Origin of the sequence: Streptomyces sp. NPDC021080 (genome assembly GCF_044333225.1) — a bacterium.
Lineage (GTDB): Bacteria > Actinomycetota > Actinomycetes > Streptomycetales > Streptomycetaceae > Streptomyces.
The window spans coordinates 44,679-68,657 of record NZ_JBIRQM010000025.1 but is presented as its reverse complement, the minus strand read 5'-3'; the positions used below and the strand labels follow the sequence as shown (position 1 = coordinate 68,657).

Genomic DNA, 23,979 nt, shown 5'->3' with positions numbered 1-23,979 from the left:
GCCACCGGCCGCCCACCCCTGATGTCACCGCGGCCGGTGTGCCCCTGCGCGCCCTGTCCCCACCCTCCTCCCACCCTCCCCCCACATCTGTCCCACTCCCGGAGGTATCCCCCCATGCCCCGTCTCGACGGTGACTCCCTTCCCCTGACAGCGGCCCAGCGCGAGATCTGGCTCGCCGAGCAGAGCTCCCGGACGCCGATCCCGGGCTACCGCGTCGGCGAGTGCCTGGAGATCCACGGGCCGGTGGACCGGGAGCTGTTCGAGACCGCGCTGCGCCGGGTGGTCGGCGAGGTCGACGCCCTGCACGTGACCTTCGTCGACGACGGCGAGGGCCCGCGCCAGGTCCTCCGGGAGAGCTGGGACTGGGCTCCGGCCCACCTCGACCTCAGCGGGGAGCCCGACCCCCGGGCGGCGGCCGTGGAATGGATGGAGCGGGACCTGCTGCGCCCGCTGGACCTCGCCCGTGACCCGCTGTTCGGCCACGCGCTGATCAAGGCGTCGCCGACGGAGTACCTCTGGTACCTGAACTACCACCACGTGGTGCTGGACGCGATCAGCAGCTCCATGCTCCGGCAGCGGGTCGGCGAGGTGTACTCGGCACTGGCCGAGGGCGGCGCCGTGCCGCCCTGCCCGTTCGGCTCGCTGCGGGACCTGGTCGACAGCGACGCCGCCTACCGCGCCTCCACCGACTTCGCCGCCGACCGCGCCTACTGGACCGGGCGCTTCGCCGACCTGCCCGCCCCGACCCGGCTCACCGACGCCTCCGCGACCGACCCGCACCGCGCCCTCCGGCTGGCCGAGGAGCGGGAACTGCGCCGCCCGGACGCCCTGCGGGCGGCGGCGGGACGTTCCGGCGTCCGGTGGTCCCGGCTGCTGGTCGCGGCGACGGCGCTCTACGCCCACCGGCTGACCGGCGACCAGGACGTGGTGCTCGCCCTGCCCGTCACCGCCCGTCGGGCCGCCGACCGCGACCTGACGGCGGTGCCGGGCACGACGTCCAACGTGGTGCCGCTGCGGCTGACGGTGCGGCCGGACATGCCGTGGCGCGAACTCGTCGACCGGGCGGCGCGGGAGGTCGCGACGGCCGTCGCGCACGAGCGCTACCGCAGCGAGGACCTGCTGCGGGACCTCGGAGCCCCCGGCAGCATCGGAACGGCGTTCCCGCTGATCGTCAACATCATGGCCTTCAACTCCAGGCCGAGCTTCGCCGGGCACCCGGCCTCCGTGCACCACTTCGTGTCCGGGTCGACCACCGACCTCGCCGTCTGGGTCTTCGACTACCGGGACGGCAACCCGCCGCTGCTCCGGCTGCACGGCTCGCCGGAGGCGTACGGCGACGACGACCTCGCCGCGCACCAGCAGCGGCTGCTCGCCCTGTTCGACGCCGTCGCGGACTGCGACCCGGACGAGCCGGTGGGGCGGATCGAACTGCTCACCGCCGAGGAGCGCCGCGAGCCGGCGGTGCTCGGCGCCGGGCCGGTGGCGCCGGCCCCGGCCGCGAGCCTGCCGGAGCTGTTCCGGGAGCACGTCCGGGCGACTCCGGAGCTGGTCGCGCTGGTATGCGGCGACGTCTCGCTGACGTACGCGGAGTTGGACGCGCGGGCGAACCGGCTGGCGCACGCCCTGATCGCGCGGGGTGCGGGGCCGGAGCGGCTGGTGGCGGTGGCGCTGCCGCGCTCGGCGGAACTGGTGGTGGCGATCCTCGCGGTGCTGAAGACCGGCGCGGCGTACGTCCCGGTCGACCCCGAGTACCCGGCCGCCCGGATCGCGTACCTGCTCGACGACGCGCGGCCGACGCTGGTGGTCACCGACTCCCGCGGCGGGGACCGCCTGCCGGACGGCGGTCCTGCCGACCGGCTGGTGCTCGACGCCCCGGAGACGGCCGCCCTGGTGGCGGGCTGCCCGGCGGCCGACCCGATGGTGGCCGTCGACCCGGGGCACCCGGCGTACGTCATCTACACCTCCGGTTCCACCGGCAGGCCCAAGGGCGTGCTGCCGACCCACGGCGGCCTGCTCGACCTGCTCGCCGACCTCCGGCAGGTGCACTTCGCGCCGCTGCTGAAGGACCGGCAGCGGCTGCGGGTGGCGCTGACCACCTCGGTCTCCTTCGACGCCTCCTTGAACCAGTTGCTCGCCCTGTTCGGGGGCCACGAGCTGCACGTCCTGGAGCACGCGACCTGGACCGACCCCGACGCCTTCGTCGGTTATGCGGCGCGTCGCGGACTGGACTACATCGAAGCCACCCCTTCCTACCTCCAAGTTCTCGTCTCCCACGGGCTGTTGAGCGACCCGCGGTGGCGCCCGGCACTGCTCGCGGTGGGCGGCGAGGCCGTCCCGGAGCGGCTGTGGGAGCAACTGCGGGCGGCGGAAGGGGTGTCCTGCCTCAACCTCTACGGGCCGTCCGAATGCACCGTCAACTCGGTGGTGGCGCAGGTGGGTTCGAGCGTACGCCCGGTGATCGGCCGGCCCGTCACCAACGCCCGGCTGTACGTGCTCGACGGTGCCCTGCGGCCGCTGCCGACCGGTGCGGCGGGTGAGCTGTACATCGCGGGCGCGGGGCTGGCCCGCGGCTACCTCGGCCGGCCGGGGCTGACCGCCGGGCGGTTCGTCGCCGACCCGTTCGGGCCGAGCGGGTCGAGGATGTACCGCACCGGGGACCTGGTGCGCTGGGACGCGGCCGGGAACCTGGAGTTCCTCGGCCGCACCGACGACCAGGTCAAGATCCGCGGCTTCCGGGTCGAGCTCGGCGAGATCGAGGCTGTCCTCGCCGAGCACCCGCGGGTCGCCCGGGCCGCCGTGACGGTGCGCACCGAGGGGGAAGCCCGGCTGGTCGCCTACGCGGTGCCCGAGCCCGGCGCCACCGTGACCGACACCGCCCTGCGCGACCACCTGCGGGACCGGCTGCCCCGGCAGCTGGTGCCGGCCGCGTACGTGCTGCTGGACGCGCTGCCGCTGACCCCGAACGGCAAGCTCGACCGGCGGGCCCTCCCGGCGCCCGAGCGAGCGCCCGCCGCGCCGGGGCGCGCACCGCGCACCGCGACCGAACACCTGCTCGTCGGACTGTTCGCCGAGGTGCTCGGGGTGTCCGAGCCCGGGCTTGACGACAGCTTCTTCGACCTCGGCGGGCACTCCCTGCTGGCCACCCGGCTGGTCGCCCGGGCCCGCTCGATCCTCGGCGTGGAGCTGCGGCTCGGCGACCTGTTCGACGCGCCGACGGTGGCGGAACTGGCGGCGGCGGTGGACGTCGCGGGCCGGGCGCGACCGGCTCTGCGGCGGTGTGAGCGGCCCGAGGCAGTTCCGCTGTCTTTCGCGCAGCGCCGGCTGTGGTTCCTGCACCGCATGGAGGGCCCGAGCGCCACGTACAACATCCCGCTGGCGCTGCGGCTGTCCGGGAACCTGGACCAGCGGGCCCTGGAAGCCGCCCTGGCGGACGTGGTCGAACGGCACGAGAGCCTGCGCACCGTCTTCCCGGTGCTCGACGGCGTGCCGTGCCAGCGGGTGCTGGACCTCGACGCCGCACGGCCGCGGCTGCGGGTGACCGAAGTGGGCGAGCGTGACCTGCCGGAGCGGCTGGCGGAGGCGGCCCGGCACGGCTTCGAGCTCTCCGAGGAGTCGCCGCTGCGCGCCGAACTGTTCCGGCTCGGCGCCGAGGAGCACGTGCTGCTGCTGGTGGTGCACCACATCGCCGGTGACGGCTGGTCGACGGGGCCGCTCCTGCGGGATCTGACGACCGCCTACGCGGCCCGTGCCGAGGGGGCGAAGCCGGAGTGGTCGCCGCTGCCGGTCCAGTACGCCGACTACGCCCTCTGGCAGCGGGAACTGCTGGGTGACGGCGCGGACCCGGACAGTCTGCTGAACAGCCAACTCGCCTACTGGCGAAAGCAGTTGGCGGATCTGCCCGAGCAGATCGAGCTGCCGTTCGACCGGCCCCGGCCGGCGGCGATGTCCTACCGGGGCGCCCATCTGCCGGTGCGGATCGACGCCGAGCTGCACCAGGGCCTGCGCGCGCTCGCCCGGGACGGCGGGGCCAGCCTCTTCATGGTGCTCCAGGCCGGGCTGGCCGCCCTGTTGGGCAAGCTGGGCGCGGGCACCGACGTACCCGTGGGCACGCCGATCGCCGGACGCACCGACGAGGCCGCGGACGACCTGGTCGGCTTCTTCGTCAACACCCTGGTGCTGCGCGCCGACCTCTCCGGCGACCCGTCGTTCACCGAACTGCTGGGCCGGGTACGGGCCGACGCGCTGGCCGCGTACGCGCACCAGGACGTGCCCTTCGAGCACCTGGTGGAGGCGCTGAACCCGGCCCGGTCGCTGGCGCACCACCCGCTGTTCCAGACCATGCTCGCGTTGCAGAACGCGCCGCTGGGCACGTTCGACCTGCCCGGGCTGCGGGTGACGACCGACCTGGTCCACACCGGGACGGCCAAGTGCGACCTGACCTTCATCCTGGCCGAACAGCCCGGTGAGGACGGCCTGTCGGGCGTGGTGGAGTACAGCACCGACCTGTTCGACGAGGCCGGCGTGACCGGGATCGTCGAGCGGTGGCTGCGGCTGCTGCGCGCCGTCGTCGCCGACCCCGGCCGGCGGATCGGCCAGGTGGACGTGCTGTCCGCCGACGAGCTCCGCGCGCTGCTTCCGGCGCGTACCGACCGAAGCGAGGGGCCGTCGGAGAGCAGCCTGACCGCGCTGTTCGAGCGACAGGTGCGGGCGAACCCGGCCGCCGTCGCCCTCACCGACGGCGAAGTCACCCTGACGTACGGCGAGTTGAACGCCCGCGCGAACCGGCTCGCGCACGCCCTGATCGACCGGGGGGTGGGCCCGGAGCAGCGCGTGGCGCTGGTCCTGCCGCGCTCGGCGGAGCAGGTCGTGGCGGTACTCGCCGTGCTGAAGGCGGGCGGCGCCTACCTGCCGGTGGACCCGCAGTACCCGGCCGCCCGGATCGCCTACCTGCTCCAGGACGCCCGGCCCGCGCTCCTCGTGACCACGAGCCGGACCGGCGACCTGCCGGGCGCGGACCCGGTGGACCGGCTGCTGCTGGACGCCGCCGACCTGGACGGGCTGCCGGACACCGACCCGGAGGTCTCCCTCGACCCGGGCCACCCCGCCTACGTCATCTACACCTCCGGGTCCACCGGCAACCCCAAGGGCGTGGTGGTCACGCACCGGAACGTGGTGCGCCTGTTCGGCACCACCGAGAAACTGTTCGGCTTCTGTGCCGAGGACGTCTGGACCCTCTTCCACTCCTACGCCTTCGACTTCTCGGTGTGGGAGCTGTGGGGCCCGCTGCTGTACGGCGGCCGTCTGGTGGTCGTGGACCACGAGACCAGCCGCTCGCCCGGCCGCTTCCTGGAGCTCCTCGCCCGCGAGCGGGTGACCGTGCTCAACCAGACGCCGTCCGCGTTCTACCAGCTGATGCAGGCGGACGCCGAGCACCCGCGTGAACTCGCCCTGCGGACCGTCGTGTTCGGCGGCGAGGCGCTGGAGCACGCCCGGCTGGCGAGCTGGTACGAGCGGCACCCGGACGACGCGCCGCTGCTGGTCAACATGTACGGCATCACCGAGACCACGGTGCACGTCACGTACGCGGCGCTCGACCGGTCCGGCGGCGCCGTCGGCGGGATCGGCACGGCCGTTCCGGACCTGCGGACGTACGTGCTGGACGCCCACCTGCGGCCGGTGGCCCCGGGTGTGCCCGGCGAGCTGTACGTCGCGGGTCCAGGGCTGGCGCGCGGCTACCTGAACCGGCCCGGCCTGACCGCCGGGCGCTTCGTGGCCGACCCGTTCGGACCGCCGGGATCGCGGATGTACCGCAGTGGCGACGTGGTGCGCCGCGCGGCGGACCACAGCCTGCGCTACGTCGGCCGGGCCGACCAGCAGGTGAAGGTGCGCGGCTTTAGGATCGAGCTCGGCGAGATCGAGGCGGCACTGGCCGAGCACCCCGGCGTCGCCCAGGTCGCCGTCCTGGCCCGGCAGGACCGGGCCGACGACACCCGGCTGGTCGCGTACCTGGTGCGGGCCGCGGGCGCCGCACCGGGCCCGGCCGACCTGCGCGGGCACCTGCGCGAGCGGTTGCCGGAGCACATGGTGCCGTCGGCGTTCGTCGTGCTGGACGCGCTGCCGCTGACCGCCAACGGCAAGCTGGACCACCGGGCCCTGCCCGCCCCCGACCTCGCCCCGACAGCCACCGCCCGCGCGCCGCGCACCCCGCAGGAGCAGGTCCTCTGCGAGCTGTTCGCCGAGGTCCTGGGCGTGGCGTCGGCCGGCGTCGAGGACGGCTTCTTCGACCTGGGCGGGCACTCGCTGCTGGCCACCCGCCTGGCCGCCCGGATCCGCGCGACGCTCGGCGTGGAAATGCCGCTGCGCACCCTGTTCGAGGCGCCGACCCCGGCCGGCCTGGCCGCCGCCCTGGTGGCGGCCGGACCGGCGCAGACCGCCCTGGCACGGCGCGAGCGCCCCGCGGCGATCCCGCTGTCGTTCGCGCAGCGGCGGCTGTGGTTCCTGCACCAGCTGGAGGGCGCCGGCGCGAACTACCACATCTCGCTGGCCTGGCGGCTTTCCGGGGATCTGGACCGGCGGGCCCTGGAGGCCGCCGTGGCGGATGTGGTCGAGCGGCACGAGAGCCTGCGCACCGTCTTCCCGGCGGTCGACGGTGTGCCGTACCAGCAGGTGCTGGACGTCGAGGCGGGCCGCCCGCGGCCGGTCGTGCGCCGGACCACCGGGGCCGGGCTGCCGGACGCGCTGGCGGCCGCGAAGGCCCGTCCGTTCGACCTGGCGGCCGATCTGCCGCTGCGCGTCGGGCTGTTCGACCTGGCGCCGGAAGAGCATGTGCTCCAGCTGGTGCTCCACCACATCGCGGGGGACGGCTGGTCGCTGGGCCCGCTCGCGCGAGACCTGACCACCGCCTACGCGGCGCGCTGCCGTGGCGAGGAGCCGCGGTGGGCGGAGCTGCCGGTCCAGTACGCCGACTACACCCTGTGGCAGCACGAACTGCTCGGGGAAAGCTCCGACCCGGGCAGCCTGCTGAGCGGTCAACTAGCCTACTGGACAGGGCAGTTGACGGATCTTCCGGAACAGCTCCGGCTGCCCTGCGACCGGCCCCGCCCCGCGGTCGCCTCGAACCGGGGCGGCTTCGTGCACACCGGGCTGGACGCGGAGCTGCACCGCGGTCTGCGCGAGCTCGCCCGCGCCCACGGCACCAGTCTGTTCATGGTGCTCCAGGCAGGACTGGCGGCGCTGCTGAGCAAGCTCGGCGCGGGAGAGGACATCCCGGTCGGCAGTCCGGTCGCCGGCCGGACCGACCAGGCCCTGGACGAACTGGTCGGCCCCTTCGTCAACACCCTGGTGTTCCGTACGGACACCTCGGGCGACCCGACGTTCGCCGAGCTGCTGGGCCGGGTGCGGGACACCGCGCTGGCCGGGTACGCCCACCAGGACCTGCCGTTCGAGTACCTGGTCGAAGCCCTCAACCCGGTGCGGTCGCTGGCGCATCACCCGCTGTTCCAGGTCATGCTGGTGCTGCAGAACGTGCCCCGGGCCGACTTCGCCCCACCGGGGCTGGGGGTCGGCGAGGTGGAGCTGACCGATGCCACGTCCAAGTTCGACCTGGTCTTCTCGCTGTCCGAGCGGCACGCCGGGGACGGTTCCCCTGACGGGATCGAGGCGTTCGTACAGTTCGCGAGCGATCTGTACGACCCGGCCACCGTCGACGCGATGGCCGCGCGTTGGGTGCGGCTGCTGAGGGCGGTCGTGGCCGACCCGCGGCAACGGCTCGGCCACGTCGACCTGTTGTCCGACGAGGAGCGCCGCGAGCTGCTGCCCGCCGCCCCGGACGGGGCGGTCGCCGCGAGCCTGCCGGAGATGTTCGCGGCGCAGGTCGCGGCGACCCCCGAGGCCCTCGCCCTGGCCTTCAGAGGTGTGGAGTTGACGTACCGTCAACTGGATGTGCGAGCGAACCGGTTCGCGCGTGCGCTGATCGCTCGGGGTGTGGGGCCGGAGCGGATCGTGGCGGTGGCACTGCCGCGGTCGGTGGAGTTCGTGGTGGCCGTCCTGGGCGTCCTGAAGACGGGGGCCGCCTATCTGCCGGTGGATCCGGCGTATCCGGAGTCGCGGATCGCGTTCATGTTGGAGGACGCGCGGCCGACCGTGGTGGTCGACGACCCGGCGATGGTGTCCGACCTGTCCGAGTGGCCGGACACCGATCCCGCCGTCGCGGTGGACGCCCGGCACGCGGCGTACGTGATCTACACCTCCGGCTCGACGGGACGGCCCAAGGGCGTGGTGGTGAGCCACGCCGGTCTGCGGGGCATGGTGGCCGAGCAGGTCGAACGCCTCGGCATCGGCGTCGGCGACCGGGTGCTCCAGTTCTCCTCGCCGAGCTTCGACGTCTCGCTGTGGGACCTGTGCGGCGCCCTGCTCACCGGTGCCACCCTGGTGCCGGCGCCCGCGACCGAGCCGGTCTCGGCCCTGACCGACCCGAGCCTCGCCCTCACCCATGCGACGGTGCCGCCGTCCGTGCTGGCGGCGCTCTCGCCCGAGACGGTGGCCGTGCCGACGCTGGCGGTCGCGGGTGAGGCGTGCCCGCCGGAGCTGGTGGCGCGCTGGGCGCCGGGGCGCCGGATGATCAACGCGTACGGTCCGACCGAGACCACGGTCATCGCCACGATGAGCGAGCCGCTGTCGCCGGGACCGGGCCTGCCGCCGATCGGCCGGGGCGTCGCCGGGTTCCGGACGTATGTGCTGGACCGGCGGCTGCGCCTGGTGCCGCCGGGTGTGACCGGGGAGCTGTACGTCGCCGGTCCGGGCCTCGCCCGTGGCTACCTGAACCGGCCCGGCCTCTCCGCCGGGCGGTTCGTGGCCTGCCCGTTCGGCGCCGACGGCGAGCGCATGTACCGCACCGGGGACCTGGTACGCCGACGGGGCGACGGTGAGCTGGAGTACCTCGGCCGTGCCGACGACCAGGTGAAGGTGCGCGGCTTCCGGATCGAACTCGGCGAGATCGAGACGGCGCTGGCCGAACACCCGCAGGTCGGTCAGGCCGCGGTGATCGCCCGGAAGGACCAGGCCGAGGACATCCGTCTTGTCGCCTACCTGGTGCCCGCCACGGATGCCGAGCTCAAGCCGGAGGCACTGCGTACCCACCTCCGTGAGTGGCTGCCGGACTACATGGTGCCCGCCGCGTTCGTCGTCCTCGACGTCCTGCCGTTGAACGCCAACGGCAAGCTCGACCGGCACGCCCTGCCCGAGCCGGAGTTCACCGGAGCGCGGGCCGGCAGGGCGCCGCGCACCCCGCAGGAGCAGGTGCTGGCCGAGCTGTTCGCCGAGGTGCTGGGTCTGACCCGGGTCGGCGTCGACGACAGCTTCTTCGACCTGGGCGGACACTCCCTGCTGGCCACCCGGCTGGCGGCCCGGGTCCGGGCGACCCTGGACGTCGAGCTGGCACTGCACACCCTGTTCCGGACCCCGACGGTGGCCGGGCTGGCCGCCGGGCTGGGCGGCGCGGACCGGGCCCGGCTCGCCCTGGTGCGGGCGGAGCGGCCCGTGGGGGCGCCTCCGGCCGAAGGCCGGGGGACGGTGCCGCTGTCGTCCGCCCAGCGCCGACTGTGGTTCCTGCGTCAACTGGAGGGCGCCGACTCGGTCTACAACATGCCGCTCGCGTGGCGGCTCTCGGGACCACTGGACCTGGTGGCACTGGAAGCGGCACTGGGCGACGTCGTCGACCGGCACGAAACCCTGCGCACGGTCTTCCCGGCCGTGGACGGAGTGCCCCACCAGCGGGTGCTGGCCACCGGGGAAGCGCGCCCGAGGCTGTCGGTCACCCCGGCCGACGAGCCGGACCTGCCGCAACTGCTGACGGGAGCCGCAGCCCGCGGATTCGACCTCGCAGCCGAACCACCGCTGCGCGCCGAGCTGTTCGCGGCGGCACCGGACGAGCACGTGCTGCTCCTGGTGATGCACCACATCGCCGGTGACGGCTGGTCGCTGGGCCCGCTGGCCGCCGACCTGGCCACCGCGTACGCGGCACGCCGCCGGGGCGAGGAACCGCAGTGGGCGCCGCTGCCCGTCCAGTACGCCGACTACACCTTGTGGCAGCACGAGCTGCTCGGCGACCCGGCCGAGCCGGACAGCCTGTTCGCCCGCCAGCAGGCCTACTGGACCGCGCAGCTGGCGAACCTGCCGGAGCAGATCCGGCTCCCCGCCGACCGCCCCCGCCCCGCGACCCCCTCCTGCTCCGGCGGCCACCTCGCGATCGAACTGGACGCCGAACTGCACGCCGGTCTGGTCCGGTTGGGTCGGGAGCACGGCGCCAGCGTCTACATGGTGCTGCAGGCCGCCCTGGCGGCGCTGCTGGACAAGCTCGGCGCGGGAGAGGACATCCCGGTCGGCAGCCTGATCGCCGGCCGCACCGACCAGGCCCTGGACGACCTCGTCGGATTCTTCGTCAACACCCTGGTGCTGCGCACCGACACCTCGGGCGACCCGACCTTCGCCGAACTGCTGGGCCGGGTACGGGCCGACGCGCTGGCCGCCTACGCGCACCAGGACCTGCCGTTCGAGCACGTCGTCGAGGCCCTCAACCCGTCCCGGTCGCTCGCCCGTCAGCCGCTGTTCCAGGTGTTGCTCGCACTGCAGAACGTGCCCCGCACCGAGTTCACGCTGAGCGGTCTGGCCACCGAGATCGTCCTGGTGCGGACGCCGACGGCGATGTTCGACCTCGGCTTCCACCTGCTGGAGCGCGGCGGTACCGGCGGTCCGGCCGAGGGCATCGTCGGGCGGGTCGAGTACAGCACCGACCTCTTCGACCCCGCCACGGTGGAGGCACTGGTCGCCCGGTGGCTGCGGCTGCTGGCGTCGGCGGCCGCTGAGCCGGACCGGCCGCTGAGCCGGATCGACGTCCTGACCGCCGAGGAGCGGCACGAGCTGCTGGCCGTACGCAACGACACCGCGCGTCCGGTGTCCGCCGCCACCCTGCCCGCCCTGTTCGAGGCGCAGGCCCGGGCGACCCCGGACGCCCCGGCGGTGGTGTTCGAGGACACCGTGCTGACCTACCGGGAGCTGAACCGCAGGGCCAACCGCCTGGCGCACGCGCTGATCGCACGCGGGGTGGGGCCGGAGCAGGTCGTCGCCCTGCGGCTGCCGAGGTCGACCGAGCTGGTGGTCGCCGTCCTCGCGGTGCTCAAGACGGGCGCGGCCTATCTGCCGGTCGACCCGGACTACCCGGCGGTCCGTATCGCGTACATGCTGGACGACGCGCGGCCGGCCGTGGTGCTCGACGACCTCGCGGCCGTCACACCGGACGGGGAGCTGCCGGAGCACGACCCGGCCGTCGCCGTGGACCCGCGGCACCCGGCCTACGTCATCTACACCTCGGGTTCGACCGGCCGGCCCAAGGCCGTGGTGATGCCCGCCGCCGGGCTGCTGAACCTGCTGGCCTGGCACCACCGGTCGGTCGGCGGCGAACCCGGCACCCGTACCGCGCAGTTCACCGCGATCAGCTTCGACGTCTCGGTGCAGGAGACGCTTTCCGCGCTGCTGTACGGCAAGACCCTCGTGGTGCCGACCGAGGAGCAGCGCCGCAGCGCCGAGCTGTTCGCTTGCTGGCTGGACCGGCACGGGGTCGAGGAGCTGTTCGCGCCCAACCTGGTGGTCGAGGCGCTGGCCGAGGCCGCCGAGGAGGCCGGGCTGGAACTGCCCGGTCTGCGGCTGATCGCGCAGGCCGGCGAGGCGATGCGCCTCGGCGGTGCCGTACGCCGCTTCCAGACCCGTCGAACGGGCCGGGAACTGCACAACCACTACGGCCCCGCCGAGACCCATGTGATCACCGCGTACCCGCTGCCGGCCGACCCCGCCGACTGCCCGCTGCCGGTACCGATCGGCCGTCCGATCGCCAACTGCCAGGTGTACGTGCTGGATTCGGCGCTCCGACCGGTCGCCCCCGGCGTACTGGGCGAGCTGTACCTCGCCGGGGCGGGACTCGCCCGCGGCTATCTGAACCGGCCCGGGCTCACCGCCACGCGGTTCGTCGCCAACCCGTACGGTCCGGCCGGCGCGCTGATGTACCGCACCGGGGACCTGGTCCGCTGGCAGGCCCACGGGGAGCTGGAGTTCGCGGGCCGGGTGGATTACCAGGTGAAGATCCGCGGGTTCCGGGTCGAGCCGGGCGAGATCGAGGCCGAGCTGGCCGCGCACCCGGGTGTCGCCCGGGTCGCGGTGCTCGTCCGGGAGGACCGGATCGTCGCGTACGTCGTCCCGCCGGCCGGAGCCGGGGTGACCGCGGCGGCGCTGGCGGCGTACCTGCGCGAGCGGCTGCCGGACCACATGGTCCCGTCCGCGTTCGTGCAGCTCGACGCGCTGCCGCTGACGCCGAACGGGAAGCTGGACCGGGCGGCGCTGCCCGCGCCCGAACCGGTGGTCACGGCGACGGGCCGCGCGCCGCGCACGCCGCAGGAGCAGATCCTGTGCGAGTTGTTCGCCGAGGTGCTGGGCGTGCCGCGGGTCGGGGTCGACGACGGTTTCTTCGATCTGGGCGGGCACTCCCTGCTCGCCACCCGGCTGGTCTCGCGGGTCCGGGCGACCCTCGGGGTCGAGCTGGAACTGCGCAGCCTGTTCCGGGCCCCGACACCCGCCGGGCTCGCGGCCGGGCTGCACGACGCCGGCACCGCGCGGCAGGCCCTGGTACCCCGTCCCCGCCGCGATCCGATGCCGCTGTCGTTCGCCCAGCGCCGGCTCTGGTTCCTCCAGCAGTTCGGGGCGCCGAGCGCGACCTACCACATGCCGCTCGCCCTGCGGCTGTCCGGCGACCTCGACCGGGCCGCGCTGAGCGCCGCGCTCGCGGACGTGGTGGCCCGGCACGAGACCCTGCGCACGGTCTTCCCGCACACCGCCGGAGTCCCGTACCAGAGGGTGCTGGACACCACCGAGGCCGCCGTCCCACTGACCGTACGCGTGGCCGCCGAGGCGCAGCTGCCCGCCCTGCTGCGCGAGGCGGCGGTACGGGCGTTCGACCTGACCTCGGAAGTACCGCTGCGGGCGGAGCTGTTCGAGCTTGCCCCGGACGAGCACGTGCTGCTGCTGGTCATGCACCACATCGTCGGGGACGGCTGGTCCATGGGCCCGCTCGCCCGTGACCTGGCCACCGCCTACACCACCCGGCGGGGTGGCGGGGCTCCGGCATGGCCGCCGCTGCCGGTCACCTACGGCGACTACACCCTGTGGCAGCACGAGATCCTCGGCGACGAGCACGACACGGACAGCGTGTTCGCCCGCCAGGTCACCTACTGGACCGAGGCGCTGGCCGGGCTGCCCGAGCAACTGCAGCTGCCTGCCGACCGACCGCGCCCGGCCACCATGTCGTACGGCGGCGACCTGCTGGAACTCCGGATCGACGCCGAACTGCACGCGGCACTGGCGGAGTTGGCCCGAAAGTCGGGTGCCACCCTGTTCATGGTGCTGCAGGCCGCGCTCGCCGCGCTGTACACGCGGCTGGGCGCGGGCACGGACATCCCGATCGGGTCTCCGATCGCGGGGCGTACCGACGAGGCGCTGGACGATCTGGTCGGGTTCTTCATCAACACGCTGGTGCTGCGCACCGACACGAGCGGTGACCCGAGTTTCGCCGAGCTGCTGGGGCGGGTGCGGGAGACGGCGCTGTCGGCGTACGCGCACCAGGACGTGCCCTTCGAGCACCTGGTGGAGGCGCTGAACCCGTCCCGCTCGCTGTCCCACCACCCGCTGTTCCAGACCGGGTTGGTCGTGCAGAACGCGCCGGGCGGCGACTTCGAGCTGCCGGGTCTCCAGGTCTCCGGGGTGACCGTGCTCACCAGGACCGCGCGGCTCGACCTGACCTTCGGGTTCGCGGAGGAGCACGGGCCCGACGGTGCGCCGGCCGGGATCGGCGGCGCGGTCGAGTACAGCACCGACCTGTTCGACCGCTCGACGGTCGAGGCCCTGGTCGCCCGGTGGACCAGGCTGCTGGCCGCGGTCGCGGCCGCGCCCGACCGGCCGATCGGCGGGATCGACCTGCTGTCCGCCGAGGAGCGCCGCGAGCTGCTGCCCGCCGTCCAGGGCGGGGCGGCCGGGGTGAGCCTGCCGGAGCTGTTCGCGGCGCAGGTGACGGCGACGCCGGACGCGGTCGCGCTCGTCTGCGGCGATGCTGAGCTGACGTACCGTCAACTCGATGCCCGGGCGAACCGGTTCGCGCACGCGCTGATCGCACGGGGTGTGGGTCCGGAGCAGACCGTGGCCGTGGCATTGCCGCGCTCGGTGGAGTCGGTGGTGGCGGTCCTGGGTGTGCTGAAGGCCGGGGCCGCGTACCTGCCGGTGGACCCGGCGTACCCGGCGGCACGGATCGCGTTCATGCTGGACGACGCGCGGCCCACGGTGGTGATCGACGACCCGGTGGCAGTGACCGGAGAGAACTGGCCGGACACCGACCCGGGGACCGCGCTCGACGTCCGGCACCCGGCCTACGTGATCTACACCTCGGGTTCGACGGGCCGGCCCAAGGGCGTCGTGGTGAGCCACAGCGGTGTGTCGGGCCTGGTGGCGACACAGGTCGAGAGGCTCGGCGTGGCGCCGGGCAGCCGGGTGCTCCAGTTCGCCTCGCCCAGCTTCGACGCGGCCTTCTGGGACCTGTGCAGTGCCGTGCTCACCGGCGCCGCGCTCGTCCTGGCCCCGGCCGAGGCCCCGCTGGACGCCCTGACCGACCGCGGGCTCGGCGTCACCCATGTGACGCTTCCGCCCTCGGCCCTGACCGCGGTGGAGAGCGCCGACCTCACGGCCACCACCCTGGTGGTGGCGGGCGAGGCCTGTGCGCCGGAGCTGGTGGCCCGGTGGGCGCCCGGCCGGCGGATGATCAACGCGTACGGTCCGACGGAGACGACGGTGTGCGCGACCATGAGCACCCCGCTGTCCCCGGGGGCCGGTGTACCGCCGATCGGCCGGTCGGTCGCGGGCTTTCGGGTGTATGTCCTCGACGAGCGGCTGCGCATCGTGCCGCCCGGGGTGACGGGGGAGTTGTACGTGGCCGGCCCCGGCCTGGCGCGCGGGTACCTGAACCGGCCGGGCCTGACCGCCGGTCGGTTCGTGGCCTGCCCGTTCGGCCCGGCGGGTGCGCGGATGTACCGCACCGGGGACGTGGTGCGCAGGCGCGCTGACGGCGAGCTGGAGTACGTCGGCCGTGCCGACGACCAGGTGAAGGTGCGCGGCTTCCGCGTCGAACTCGGCGAGGTCGAGGCGGCCCTGGCCGAGCACCCCGCCGTCGCCCAGGCCGCCGTGCTTGCCCGGGACGACCGGCTCATCGGCTACGTCGCGGCCCGTCCCGACACGGTCGTACGTCCGGCGGAGCTGACGGCGTACCTGCGGGACCGGCTGCCCGACTACCTGGTACCGGCTGTCTTCGTGGTGCTGGACGTGCTGCCGCTGACGCCGAACGGGAAGCTGGACCGGGCGGCGCTGCCCGCTCCGGCTCACGATCCCGGCTCGGCCGAGACCGGGCGCGCACCGCGCACCCCGCAGGAGCAGATCCTGTGCGAGCTGTTCGCCGAGGTGCTCGGTGTGCCACGGGTCGGGGTCGACGACGACTTCTTCGACCTGGGCGGGCACTCCCTGCTCGCCACCCGGCTGGCCGCGCGGGTTCGCTCGGTGCTCGGCGTGGAACTGGGGCTGCGGGCGCTGTTCCAGGCGCCCACCGTGGCGGGCCTGGCCGAGGTGCTGGCCGGGGCCGGCCGCGCCCGCCCGGCGCTGACCGCGCACGAGCGGCCGGAGGCGGTGCCGCTGTCCTTCGCCCAGCGCCGGCTCTGGTTCCTGCACCGCATGGACAACACCGCCGCGACGTACCACATCCCGCTGGCGCTCCGGCTGACCGGAACGCTCGACCGGGCGGCGCTGGACGAGGCGCTGGCCGACGTGGTGGCCCGGCACGAGAGCCTGCGGACGGTCTTCCCGGAGGTCGACGGCGTACCCTGCCAGCTCGTCCTGGACCCGGCCGAGGCCCGGCCCCGGGCGCGGATGGCAGAGGTGGCGGAGGCCGAACTGTTCGAGCGGCTCGCCGAGTTCGCACGGCATCCCTTCGACCTGGAGGCCGAAGCGCCCCTGCGGGCGGGGCTGTTCGTACTCGCCCCGGACGAGCACGTGCTGCTGCTGGTGATGCACCACATCGCCGGTGACGGCTGGTCCACCGGCCCGCTGGCCCGCGACCTGGCCGAGGCGTACGCCGCCCGGTGCGAGGGCCGCACGCCGAACCGGTCGGTCCTGCCGGTGCAGTACGCGGACTACACGCTGTGGCAGCGCGACCTGCTCGGCGACGCCGCCGACCCGGAGAGCCGGTTCGCCGAGCAGCTCGACTACTGGAAGCGTCAGTTGTCCGACCTGCCGGAGCTGCTCCAGCTGCCCGCCGACCGGCCGAGGCCGGCCGTCGCCGGCTGGCGCGGAGACCACGTCGGCCTGGAGCTGAGCCCCGAACTGCACGCTGCCCTGACGGAGTTGGCCCGGAAGTCGGGTGCGAGCCTGTTCATGGTGCTGCAGGCAGCGCTGGCGGCGCTGTACACGCGGCTGGGTGCCGGGACGGACATCCCGATCGGAAGCCCGATCGCGGGACGGACGGACGAGGCCCTGGACGATCTGGTCGGGTTCTTCGTGAACACGCTGGTGCTGCGCACCGACACGAGCGGTGATCCGAGTTTCGCCGAGCTGCTGGGGCGGGTGCGGGAGACGGCGCTGTCGGCGTACGCGCACCAGGACGTGCCCTTCGAGCACCTGGTGGAGGCGCTGAACCCGTCCCGCTCGCTGTCCCACCACCCGCTGTTCCAGACCATCCTGGCCGTGCAGAACGCTCCGATGGGCCGGTTCTCGCTGCCGGGGCTGGAGGTCAGCACCTATGCGGTGGCCACCGGAACCGCCAAGTTCGACCTCGGCGTGAGCCTCGTCGAACAGTTCGCTCCGGACGGCAGCCCGGCGGGGATCGTCGGCGCGGTGGAGTACGCCACCGACCTGTTCGACCGCTCGACGGTCGCGGCGCTCGCCGGGCGCTGGACGCGCCTCCTGGAGGCGGTCACCGCCGACCCGGACCGGTCGATCGGACGGATCGAGCTCCTCGACGCCGACGAGCGGCACCGTCTGCTGGAGCAGGGCAACGCGACCGCCCGCGCGGTGGACGCCGTCCCGGTGCCGCAGGCGTTCGCTGCACAGGTCGCGGCGACCCCGGACGCGGTTGCGCTGGTGTGTGGCGACAGCGAGTTGACGTACCGTCAACTCGATGCCCGGGCGAACCGGTTCGCGCACGCGCTGATCGCCCGGGGCGTCGGGCCGGAGCAGACCGTGGCCGTGGCATTGCCGCGCTCGGTGGAGTCCGTGGTGGCCGTCCTGGGCGTGCTGAAGGCCGGGGCCGCGTACCTGCCGGTGGACCCGGCGTACCCGGCGGCACGGATCGCGTACATGCTGGACGACGCGCAGCCGGCCCTGATGGTCGACGACCCGGCGCTGGTGACCGAGGTGTCCGCCTGGCCGGACACCGACCCCGTGGTCGCGCTCGACGTCCGGCACCCGGCCTACGTGATCTACACCTCGGGCTCCACCGGCCGCCCCAAGGGCGTCGTGGTCGGCCACGGCGGCGTCGCGAGCCTGGTCGCCGCACAGATCGAGCGCTTCGCGATCGAACCCGACAGCCGGGTGCTCCAGTTCGCCTCGCCCAGCTTCGACGCCTCGGTGTCGGAGATCTACACCGCCCTGCTGCGCGGCGCGGCCCTGGTGCTGCCCCCGACGGCGGACCCGGTCGCCGCGCTGACCGACTCGGACCTCGCGGTCACCCACGTGACCGTGCCCCCGTCCGTCCTCGCCGCCGTGCCGGAGGGCTCGGTGCAGGTGTCGACGCTGGTGGTGGCGGGTGAGGCCTGCCCGCCGGAGCTGGTGGACCGCTGGGCGCCGGGCCGTCGGATGATCAACGCGTACGGTCCGACCGAGACCACGGTGTGCGCGACCATGAGCGCCCCGCTGTCCCCGGGAGCGGGCGTGCCGCCGATCGGCCGTCCGATCGTGGGCGCCCGGGTGTACGTGCTGGACGAGCGGTTGCGGCCGGTGCCGACGGGCGTGGCGGGGGAGCTGTACGTCGCGGGCGCGGGACTGGCGCGCGGCTACCTGAACCGGCCGGACCTGACGGCCGGACGGTTCGTCGCCTGCCCGTTCGGGTCCGGCGAGCGCATGTACCGCACCGGAGACCTGGTGCGCTGGTGCCACGACGGCGAGCTGGAGTACGTCGGCCGTGCCGACGACCAGGTGAAGGTGCGCGGCTTCCGGGTCGAGCCCGGCGAGGTCGAGGCGGCCCTGGTCGAGCACCCCGCCGTCGCCCGGGCCGCCGTCCTCGCCCAGGACGACCGGCTCGTCGGCTACGTCGTCCCGCACCAGGAGGAGACCCGGGACAGCGGCCTGGAAGCGGACCACGTGGGCGAGTGGCAGGACATCTACGACGCCCTGCCCATCACCCCCGAGGAAGCCGACTTCGGCCAGAACTTCGTCGGCTGGAACAGCAGTTACGACGCGAGCCCGATCCCGGTCGAGCAGATGCGGGAGTGGCGGGACGCCACCGTGGCCCGCATCCTGGCCCTGCGCCCCCGCCGGGTGCTGGAGGTAGGCGTCGGCACCGGACTGCTGCTCTCGCAGATCGCGCCGCACTGCGAGACCTACTGGGCGACGGACTTCTCCGCCACGGCGGTCGACGCGCTGACCGCGCAGATCGCCCGGCAGGACGACCTGGCCGAGCGCGTCGTGCTGCAGACCCGCCCGGCGCACGACACCGAAGGCCTGCCGGCCGGGTGGTTCGACACCATCGTGATCAACTCGGTGGTGCAGTACTTCCCGTCCGCCGACTACCTCGCGGACGTGATCGGGAAGCTGATGCGGCTGCTCGCCCCCGGCGGGGCGCTCTTCGTCGGCGACGTCCGCAACCTGCGGCTGCTGCGCCCGCTGGCCACCGCGGTCCAGCTGCACCGCACCGGTGCCGACGGTGACCTCGCGGCGGTGCGCCGCGCGGTGGAGCAGGCCGTCAGGGTGGAGAAGGAACTCCTGGTCGACCCGGACTTCTTCACCGTCCTGCGGGAGCACGGCACGGACATCGGCGCGGTGGCCGTGGAGGTCAAGCGCGGCCGCCACCACAACGAACTGACCCGCTACCGCTACGACGTGACGCTGCACAAGGCCCCGGTCGTTCCGGCGGCTCCGGGCCGGACGGTCGAGCTGGAGTGGGGCCGTCGGCTCGCGGGACTGGCCGAGCTGCGCGAACTCCTCACCCAGCCGCCCGCCGACGTGCTGCGGATCACCGGGGTGCCGAACCGTCGGGTGCTGCGCGAGGCCGCCCTTTCCCGGGCGGTGCAGAATGGTGACGGCTCGCTCGCCGAGCTGCTGGAGCGGCTGCACGGCCCGGAGGAGAGCGAACTCCCCGACCCGGAGGACTTCCGGTCCATCGGGCTGGAGTTCGACCGCCGGGTGGGCGTCACCTGGTCGGCCACCGTGGCCGACGCCCTGGACGTCGTCTTCGCCGGCCCGCGGGCGCAGCACGGCTTCCCGGCCGAGCCGTACCGGTCGGCCCGGACCGCCGGCACGCCGCTGTCGTCGCTGACCAACCGTCCGACCGGCAGCCGTGGTACCGGCGCCCTCATCGGCGAACTCCGCGCATGGCTGCGCGGGCGACTGCCCGACTACCTGATCCCGTCGGCGTTCGTGGCGCTGGAGACGCTGCCGCTGACGGCCAGCGGCAAGCTCGACCGCCGCGCGCTGCCCGCACCCGACCTCGGCCCGGCCGGAGCCGGGCGGGCGCCGCGCACCCCGCAGGAACAGCTCCTCGCCGAGCTGTTCGCCGAGGTGCTCGGCCTGGCCCAGGTCGGTGTCGAGGACAGCTTCTTCGACCTGGGCGGACACTCACTGCTGGCGACCCGCCTGGCCTCCCGGGTCCGGGCGACCCTCGGCGCGGAGCTCGAGGTCCGGACGCTGTTCGAGACGCCGACCGTGGCCGGACTTGCGGCCCGACTCGACGGCTCCGGCACGGCGCGGCCCGCGCTGACCGCCCAGTCGCGGTCCGAACACGTGGAGCTGTCCTTCGCCCAGCGCCGCCTGTGGTTCCTGCACCGGATGGACGGCCCGAGCGCCACCTACAACATGCCGCTCGCGCTGAGCCTGACCGGCGCACTCGACCGCCCGGCCCTGCACGCCGCGCTCGCGGACGTGATCGCCCGGCACGAGAGCCTGCGGACGGTCTTCCGCGAGACGGACGGCGTGCCGTACCAGGTCGTGCTGAGCGCTTCGCGGGCGCACCCGCAGCTGCCGGTGGTCGAGCTCGACGAGAGCCGGCTGGCCGAGCGGCTGGCGCGGACGGCACAGCGCGGCTTCGACCTGGCCGCCGAGCCGCCGGTCCGGGCGGAGCTGTACGCGCTCGCACCCGACCGGCACGTGCTGCTGGTCGTGGTCCACCACATCGCCGCCGACGGCTGGTCGATGGGGCCGCTCTCCGGCGACCTCGCGGCCGCCTACACGGCGCGCTGCCGTGGCGAGGAGCCGCAGTGGTCCCCGCTGCCGGTGCAGTACGCCGACTACACGTTGTGGCAGCGCGACCTGCTCGGCGACACCGCCGACCCGGACAGTCTGTTCGCCCGGCAACTGGCCTACTGGAAGGACGAGTTGGCGGGGGTTCCGCAACAGGTGCAGCTGCCCGCCGACCGGCCCCGGCCGCCGGTGGCCTCCCAGCGGGGCGGCCGGGTCGCGGTACGGCTGGACCCCGAACTGCACCAGGCCCTGCGGGACCTGGCCGCCGCACGCGGCGCCAGCATGTTCATGGTGCTCCAGGCCGGCCTCGCCGCGCTGCTCACCCGACTCGGCGCCGGCACGGACATCCCCGTGGGCAGCCCGATCGCCGGCCGTACCGACCAGGCGCTGGACGACCTCGTCGGCTTCTTCGTCAACACGCTGGTGCTGCGCACCGACACGAGCGGCGATCCCGGCTTCGCCGAACTGCTCGGCCGGGTGCGGCAGAAGGCGCTCGCCGCGTACGCCCACCAGGACGTGCCGTTCGAGTACCTGGTCGAGGTGGTCAACCCGGCCCGGTCGCTCTCGCACCACCCGCTGTTCCAGATCATGCTGGCCCTGCAGAACGCGCCGGTGGGCGAGTTCGCGCTGCCGGGTCTTGAGACTGCCCACCTGGAGGCGTCGACCGGGACCTCGCGGGTCGACCTGACGTTCAGCCTGGCCGAGCAGTTCCGCCCGGACGGCAGCCCCGACGGCCTGGTCGGCGCGGTCGAGTTCGCCACCGATCTGTTCGAACCGGCCACCGTGGAGCTGCTGTTCGAGCGCTGGGCACGGCTGCTGCGCGCGGCGGTCGCCGACCCCGGACGGCCGATCAGCCGGATCGACATCATGTCGGGCGAGGAACACCGGCGGCTGCTGTCCGACTCCACCGGCGCCGCGTTCGAGCTGCCGGAGGCCGCGCTGCCGGAGCTGTTCGCCCGCCAGGTGCGCGCCACCCCGGACGCGGTGGCCGTCGTGGCGGGCGCCACCGAGCTGACCTACCGGGAACTCGACCGGCGGTCCAACCGCCTCGCGCGGGCACTGGTCCGCCGGGGCGTACGACCGGAGACACCGGTCGCGGTGCTGCTGGATCGCTCGGCGGACCTCGTCGTGGCGCTCCTGGCGATCATCAAGGCGGGCGGCGCCTACGCGCCCCTCGACTCGCGCTTCCCGCAGTCCCGGATCGACCTGATCCTGCGCGAGGCCGGGGTCGCGCTGGTGCTCACCGAGGAGGTGCTGACCGCGCTGATCGAGGGTGAGTCCGACGCGTCCGACGTCGAAGTGCGCTGCGATCAGCGGCAGTTGGCGTACGTGATGTACACCTCCGGCTCGACCGGCCGGCCGAAGGGCGTGGCCGTCACCCACCGCGACGTGGTGGGCCTCGCGCTCACCCCCGAATACCGCGGCGGCGGACACGAGCGGGTGCTGATGCACTCCCCGACCGCCTTCGACCTCTCGACCTACGAGCTGTGGGTGCCGCTGCTGGGCGGCGGCCGGGTCGTGGTCGCACCGCCCGAGCGGCTCGACCTCGACCTGCTGCAGCACACGATCAGCACGCACGGGGTGACCGGACTGTGGCTGACGGCCGGCCTGTTCCGCCTGGTCGCCGAGGAGCGGCCGGCCCTGCTCGCGGGGGTGCGCGAGGTGTGGACCGGCGGTGACGTGGTCTCCCCGGCCGCCGTCGCCCGGGTGCTGGAGGTCTGCCCCGGCATCGAGGTGGTCAACGGCTACGGGCCCACCGAGGCCACGACCCTGGCCACCCGCCACCCGGTGCACGGCCTCCCCGAGAACGCCGCGACCGTGCCGATCGGCGGGCCGATGGCGAACATGCGTGCCTATGTGCTCGACGACCGGCTGCGGCCGGTGCCCACCGGCCTGGTCGGCGAGCTGTACCTCGCGGGGACGGGCGTGGCCCGCGGTTACCTCGGCCGCCCCGGCCTGACGGCGGAGCGCTTCACCGCCGACCCGTACGGGCCGCCCGGGAGCCGGATGTACCGCACCGGCGACCTGGCGTGGTGGCCGGCCGAGGGCACACTGGAGTTCGCCGGACGGACCGACCACCAGGTCAAGCTCCGCGGCCTGCGGATCGAGCCCGGCGAGATCGAGGCGATCCTCGCGAGCTGCCCGGGCGTCGCCCAGGTGGCCGTCGTCGCCCGCGAGGACCGGCCCGGCGACAAGCGGCTCGTCGCCTACCTGGTGCCCGGCCTCGAGGGCGTGCCCGAGACGGGCGAGCTCTCCGGGCGACTGCGCCGTGACCTGCCCGACTACATGGTGCCGTCGGCGTTCGTCACCCTGGACACGCTGCCGTTGACCGCCAACGGCAAGCTGGACCGGGTCGCCCTGCCCGCCCCCGAGTACGGGGCGCCGGGCACCGGCCGCGGCCCCCGGACGCCGCGGGAGCAGCTGCTGTGCGGCCTCTTCGCCGAGGTCCTCGGCCGGGAACAGGTGCGCATCGACGACAACTTCTTCGATCTGGGCGGGCACTCGCTGCTGGCCGCACGCCTGGCCTCCCGCGTCCGCGAGACCCTCGGCCTGGAGCTCGGCCTGCGCATGCTGTTCGAGGCGCCGACCGTGGCCGGTCTCACCGAGCGCCTGGTCATGGACGACCCCGCCGATGCCCTGGACGTGGTGCTGCCGCTGCGCTCGACCGGGACCGGTACGCCGCTGTTCTGCATCCACCCCGGCGGCGGCATCAGCTGGTCGTACAGCGGGCTCCTGAACCACATCGGTCCCCAGCACCCGGTCTACGCGATCCAGGCGCGCGGCCTCGGCCGCCCCGAACCCCTGCCGGCGTCCTACGAGGAGATGGCGGCCGACTACGCCGACCAGATCCGCAAGATCCAGCCCGAGGGCCCGTACCTGCTGCTCGGCTGGTCCGCCGGCGGGCTGATCGCCCACGCGCTCGCCTGCGAGTTGCAGGCGCGCGGCGAGCGGACCGCGCTGCTTGCCATCCTCGACGCCTACCCGGTGAAGGACGTGAAGTTCGAGGAGATGCCCGTGCCCACCGAGCGGGACGTGCTCGTCGGTGTGCTCGACGTCGACCCGGACGAGCTGGGCGACCGGGAGCTGACCTACGCCGAGGTCGCCGAGGTCCTGAACCGGCGGGGCAGCGCGCTCCAGGGCCTGACGGAGCAGCAGATCGAGGTCATCGTCCACATCATGATCAACAACGCGAGGCTGGCGGTCGACTTCGTCCCCACCGGGTTCGACGGCGACCTGCTGCTGTTCAACTCCACGATCGACCGCGACGGGGACGACGCCGGGCCCGCGACCTGGCGCCCGTACATCGCCGGCCGGATCGAGTCACACCAGATCACCACCCGCCACAACCGGATGACCGAAGCCGGCTCGCTGGCCCAGATCGGACCGATCCTGGCCGCCCGCCTCGCCGAGGCCACCGGTGACACCACCCTTTCCCACCAGGAGGACTGACCC

General features: G+C 74.0%; 1 protein-coding gene. It reads left to right on the top strand.

Features of this window, described 5'->3' with window-relative positions; all coding sequences use genetic code 11:
- The first annotated feature begins 114 nt into the window (after nt 1-114).
- Nucleotides 115-23,976 (top strand): non-ribosomal peptide synthase/polyketide synthase, encoded by a 23,862-nt coding sequence (locus tag ACH4S8_RS40410; protein WP_398403472.1) that lies wholly within the window; start codon nt 115-117, stop codon nt 23,974-23,976.
- Nucleotides 23,977-23,979 lie beyond the last annotated feature (3 nt).

Bases quoted from the DNA above. Each gene is read 5' to 3' on its own strand.
- ACH4S8_RS40410 (WP_398403472.1), top strand. From the start codon at position 115: ATGCCCCGTCTCGACGGTGACTCCCTTCCCCTGACAGCGGCCCAGCGC.